This is a genomic window from Tardiphaga sp., from assembly GCF_044340795.1.
GTDB lineage: Bacteria > Pseudomonadota > Alphaproteobacteria > Rhizobiales > Xanthobacteraceae > Tardiphaga.
This window is the reverse complement of sequence record NZ_JBIISY010000349.1, coordinates 1-4,728: the sequence shown is the minus strand read 5'-3', so window position 1 is coordinate 4,728 and position 4,728 is coordinate 1. Positions and strand designations below refer to the sequence as shown.

The 4,728-nt window shown below is 63.5% G+C and carries 5 protein-coding genes; 2 read left to right on the top strand and 3 right to left on the bottom strand.

The window, feature by feature from the left end; all coding sequences use genetic code 11:
• Positions 1-75: 75 nt before the first annotated feature.
• Together ACIQ17_RS30970 and ACIQ17_RS30965 are read right to left on the bottom strand one after the other, a co-directional pair.
• Complete coding sequence (locus tag ACIQ17_RS30970; RefSeq protein ID WP_398473313.1) at positions 76-1,449, bottom strand: PleD family two-component system response regulator; 1,374 nt, start codon at positions 1,447-1,449, stop codon at positions 76-78.
• Positions 1,450-1,459: 10 nt separating this feature from the next.
• Positions 1,460-1,825 (bottom strand): response regulator, encoded by a 366-nt coding sequence (locus ACIQ17_RS30965; RefSeq protein ID WP_398473315.1) that lies wholly within the window; start codon positions 1,823-1,825, stop codon positions 1,460-1,462.
• Between the two features lie 184 nt (positions 1,826-2,009).
• On the opposite strand from ACIQ17_RS30965, the gene ACIQ17_RS30960 reads away from it, so the two are divergent.
• Both ACIQ17_RS30960 and ACIQ17_RS30955 read left to right on the top strand, forming a co-directional pair.
• Positions 2,010-2,306 (top strand): DUF3572 domain-containing protein, encoded by a 297-nt coding sequence (locus ACIQ17_RS30960; RefSeq protein WP_398473314.1) that lies wholly within the window; start codon positions 2,010-2,012, stop codon positions 2,304-2,306.
• The gene (locus ACIQ17_RS30955; protein WP_398473312.1) at positions 2,303-3,598 is read left to right on the top strand and encodes a DNA polymerase IV; all 1,296 of its coding nucleotides are present in this window, start codon (positions 2,303-2,305) and stop codon (positions 3,596-3,598) included. Before ACIQ17_RS30960 ends, ACIQ17_RS30955 begins: the two co-directional genes overlap by 4 nt.
• Before the next feature lie 109 nt (positions 3,599-3,707).
• On the opposite strand, the gene ACIQ17_RS30950 is transcribed toward ACIQ17_RS30955, so the two are convergent.
• The coding region (locus ACIQ17_RS30950) for a peptidase M29 (RefSeq protein WP_398473311.1) at positions 3,708-4,728 on the bottom strand (1,021 nt) is incomplete at its 5' end.

Genomic DNA, 4,728 nt, shown 5'->3' with positions numbered 1-4,728 from the left:
GGGGGTCTACCCCCCCCCCCGCCCGCCCCGCGCCACCCTCCCCATTCGCTTCGCTCCGGGGAGGGAAAAGCAGAACTACGCCGCCGCCGCCACCACGCGATTGCGCCCGTCATGTTTCGCACGATACAGCGCCACGTCGGCGCGCTTCAGCACGTCCGCAATCGGCTCGCCCTTCTTCTCCAGCGTCGCCAGGCCGATCGAGATCGTGACCTCGATCCGCTTGTTGCCACGGTCGATGGAGAACGGCTCGCCGGCAATCGAGCGGCGCAGGCGTTCGGCCACCATGCTGGCGACATGCATGTCCGTCTCCGGCATCACGATGACGAATTCCTCGCCGCCATAGCGGCAGGCGAGATCGATGCCGCGGATCGACTTGCGGATGCGCATGGCGAATTCGCGCAAGACGTCGTCGCCGCAGTCGTGCCCATAGGTATCGTTGATCGACTTGAAGTAATCGATGTCGAGAATCATCAGCGCCAGCGGCTTGCTGCGCATCGCCGCCTGCTCCGCCAGCGTCTGCAGATGGCTCTCCATGTAGCGGCGATTGTGCAGGCCGGTGAGACCGTCGGTGATCGCGGCCTCGATGGAGTGCTGGACGTTGTCGCGCAGGTGATCGGTATAGCGGCGGCGGCGCACCTGCGTGCGGGCCCGCGCCAGCAATTCGTTCTTGTCCACCGGACGCGTGAGATAGTCGTTCACGCCGATCTCGAGGCCGCGCAGCAGGCGTGTATTGTTGTCGACATCGGCGATCGCGAGGATCGGGATCTGCCGCGTCCGCTCGAGCGAGCGCGCCTGGCTGCACAGCCGCAGCCCGTCAAAGTTCTCGAGGCTGAGCGAGACGATCAGCAGATCGTAATTGCCTTCGGCCGCATGGAACAGCGCTTCCGTCGGGTTTGGCTCCACATCCACCGAATGCTCCGCCGCCAGCAGCGGCGCAAGGCGCTCATAGGACGACGGACGGTCATCCACGAGCAGGATACGGCCACCGGTGCCCTCGTCCGACACGGCGCTGCGCTCCGGCGCCTGCAGGCCGATCTCCAGCGAGGTCAGCGCGCGCATGCGCAGCTCGTCGGTCATCATCTTCAGGCGCGTCAGCGAGCGCACGCGCGCCACCAGCACGGCATCGGCGACGGGCTTTGTCAGGAAATCATCAGCGCCGGCTTCCAGGCCGCGCACGCGATCGGACGGCGAATCCAGCGCCGTGACCATCACTACCGGAATGAAATGCGTCTTCGGATTGGCCTTGAGACGACGGCAGACTTCAAAGCCGTCCATGTCCGGCATCATGACGTCGAGCAGGATCAGGTCGCATTCCGAGCGAGCGCAGATCTCCAGCGCCTGCGTGCCGTTCGATGCCGTGATCACGTCGAAATATTCGGCGGACAGACGGGCTTCGAGCAGCTTCACATTGGCGGGAATGTCATCGACGACCAGAATACGCGCTGACATGGAAAACTCCCTAACCGATAAATCGTCGGACCGTCTCGATGAACTTCCCGACGGAAATTGGCTTTGACAAATAAGCTTCGCAGCCGCCTTCGCGGATGCGCTCTTCGTCGCCCTTCATGGCAAAGGCTGTGACAGCGACGACGGGGATCATGGCGATCGATGGATCCTTCTTGATCCAGCCGGTCACTTCGAGACCGGAGACCTGCGGCAATTGAATGTCCATCAAGATCAAATCGGGACGAAGGGAGCGGACAAGATCGAGCGCTTCGTAGCCGTTGCTCGTGCCCACCGTCTGGTAGCCATGGGCTTCCAGCAGGTCACGGAACAGCTTCATATTGAGCTCGTTGTCCTCCACGATCAGGACGGTTTTAGCCATCCCGTCCTCCAATCCCGGCATAAACGGTTTATCTGCGCAAAACCCTCGGCCCTGCGCCGGCAGAACAATGCTGCCTGACCACCCGGCTCGGACCAAAAAATCCCAGTTACTGGAATCACTTGGGTGACTCGGGCATGATGATTCAAACTAGAGCGGATAAGTTACGGAAAGGCAAACACGCGTGATGAAAAAGCAAGGGCGGCACCCCGGCGAAGTGGCTGAAATCGTTGCGATTCAGGCGCTCTCCTTCGTGGCGGGCGAGCCCGAACGGCTGGGTCTTTTCCTGTCCGAGAGCGGGATCGGCCCGGAGACGCTACGCTCGGCTGCAAAGGACCCGCAATTCCTCGTCAGCGTGCTGGATTTCGTGCTGCGCGACGACGAGACCGTGCAGGCTTTCGCGAGCGCCTCGCAGCTGCCACCGGACACCATCGCCGCCGCACGCATGGCATTGGGCGGCTCGACGGGCAGCGACTTCTCGTGACCTCTCTCCCGACAGATGTGAGCGGCCCCCGCTGCTTCTGCCGGGATTGCCTTGCGGACCTCGATATCCGCATCAAGCGCTGCACCGTCTGCGGCTCGCCGCGGCTGGTGCGCCACCGTGCGCTGCCTGCGCTCACCCTCGCCCATATCGATTGCGACGCGTTCTACGCGACGGTGGAGAAGCGCGACAACCCCGAGCTCAACGACCACCCGGTGATCATCGGCGGCGGCAAGCGCGGCGTGGTGTCGGCGGCCTGCTACATCGCCCGCACCTATGGCGTCCGCTCGGCGATGCCGATGTTCAAGGCGCTCGACCTCTGCCCGGAGGCGAAGGTCATTCGGCCCGACATGGCAAAATATGTGCGCGTCGGCCGCGAGGTGCGACACGCCATGCAGGCGCTGACGCCGCTGGTGGAGCCGCTCTCCATCGACGAGGCCTTTCTCGACCTCGCCGGCACCCAGCGCGTCCATGGCATGATCCCGGCCAAAGTGCTGGCGAAATTCGCGGCCGACGTGGAGCGCGACATCGGCATCACCGTGTCGGTTGGGCTGTCGGTGAACAAGTTCCTTGCCAAGATCGCCAGCGATCTCGACAAGCCGCGCGGCTTTGCCGTGCTCGACCAGGAGGACGCCGTCGCCCTGCTCGCCGACAAGCCGGTCGGCTTCATCTATGGCGTCGGCCCGGCAACGCAGGACCGGCTGTCGCAACGCGGCTTCCGCAAGGTCGGCGATCTGCAACGCGCGGACGAGACGGAGTTGATGAAACAGTTCGGCGGTGAAGGCCGTCGGCTGTGGCGACTGGCGCGCGGCATCGACGACCGCATCGTCGTCGCCGATCGCGGCGCCAAGACGATTTCCAACGAGACGACCTTCAACGAGGACATCCGCGACCTCCCTACACTGGAGAAGATTCTTTGGCGGCTGTCGGAGAAGGTCTCCGGCCGCCTGAAGAGCAGCGAACTCTCCGGCACCACGATCACGCTGAAGCTGAAGACGGCCGACTTCCGCCAGCGCACGCGCTCGCAATCGATCCAGTCGCCGACACAGATGGCAAAACGCATCTTCGACGTCAGCCGCGAGATGCTGGCCAAGGAGATCGACGGCACCGCGTTTCGCCTGATCGGCACCGGCGTCAGTGCGCTCAGGCCGGGCGTGGAGGCCGGCGATGACAACATGCTCGACCGCCGCTCCGCGCATGCGGAGCGCGCGATGGATGCGCTGAAGAAGAAGTTTGGCAATGCCGCGGTGATCAAGGGCATTGCCTATGACGGGCCGGAGAAGACGCGGAGTTAAGCGCTCAACCAACAGCCGTCATTGCGAGGAGCGCAGCGACGAAGCAGTCCAGTTCTTGGCTTCCTAGATTGCTTCGCTGCGCTCGCAATGACGGCAGAGAGTTCGGAGCTTACCCAAACACGTCCTGCACCACGCCGTCCTTGATCACGTCCACACCATCCAGTGTGATGGTCGTGTTGAAAATCGGCAGATCGAAATGCCCGGCCGTGTAGCGGCCGGCGAATTCATTGGCGCCCGTCGAGAACAGGAAGTTGCCCGCCACCGCGCGGATTTCAGTGCCGTTGGTGTCGCGCTGGTCATACATCTGCAGCGCCTCGTAGCGCGCATTGGGATTCATGCCCCAGCCCACATGCGACACCGCATAGGCCTCGCGGTCACCCCAGGCGGCGAGATAGCGCTTCATCATCTCGAAATCGGCGCCCTCGCCGGTCAGCTCGGTGAGATAGTCATCCTTGAACAGCATCTTCACCGGCGACGTCAGGTAGCGCTTGAAGGTGAGATTGATATCGCCCGCATCCATCACCACCGTGCCATTGATGGTCTTGCTCTTCGGGAACGAGACAACGATACCGCCGGGCCAATGGGCGAGCGTGCCCGGCTTGTCGGTCCAGCCCCACACACCGACGGTGGCCGCGCCTTCCATGTTCACGTCGAGATCGGTGCCCGCCTTCGACGTCACCTTCATGTGCTTGGTGCCACGCAGCATCTTCGCGGCCGCACGCACGCGCTTCTCCAGCGCGCTGTCCGGCACCATGCGCTCGAGCGCTTCCGGATGTTCGTTGGAGATCACGAGAATGCGCGCGCCGGCCTTCAGGATGTCCGGCGTCTCCTTCGCATGCATCAGGCCCTCGATGGTGCAATCCACCACGAAGCCCGCCTGCTGCAGCGCGGAGACCACCGGGCCGAGCTGCTGGATCGCTTCTGACGCGCCGGTGGAGCGGATCGGCACCACCTGCTTGTTGCGCGCGGTGGGGATCACGACATGGAACGGTTTTGCGCCCATCCGGAGCAATGCCAATTCGGCAAGGTGCACATTCAGCGCGCGCGATTGCGTCTCGGAGAGGATTGCCGCAGTGTCGCCGGGCTTGACCGCACAACGCTCGAAAATCTCGCAGAATGCGTCGATCCAT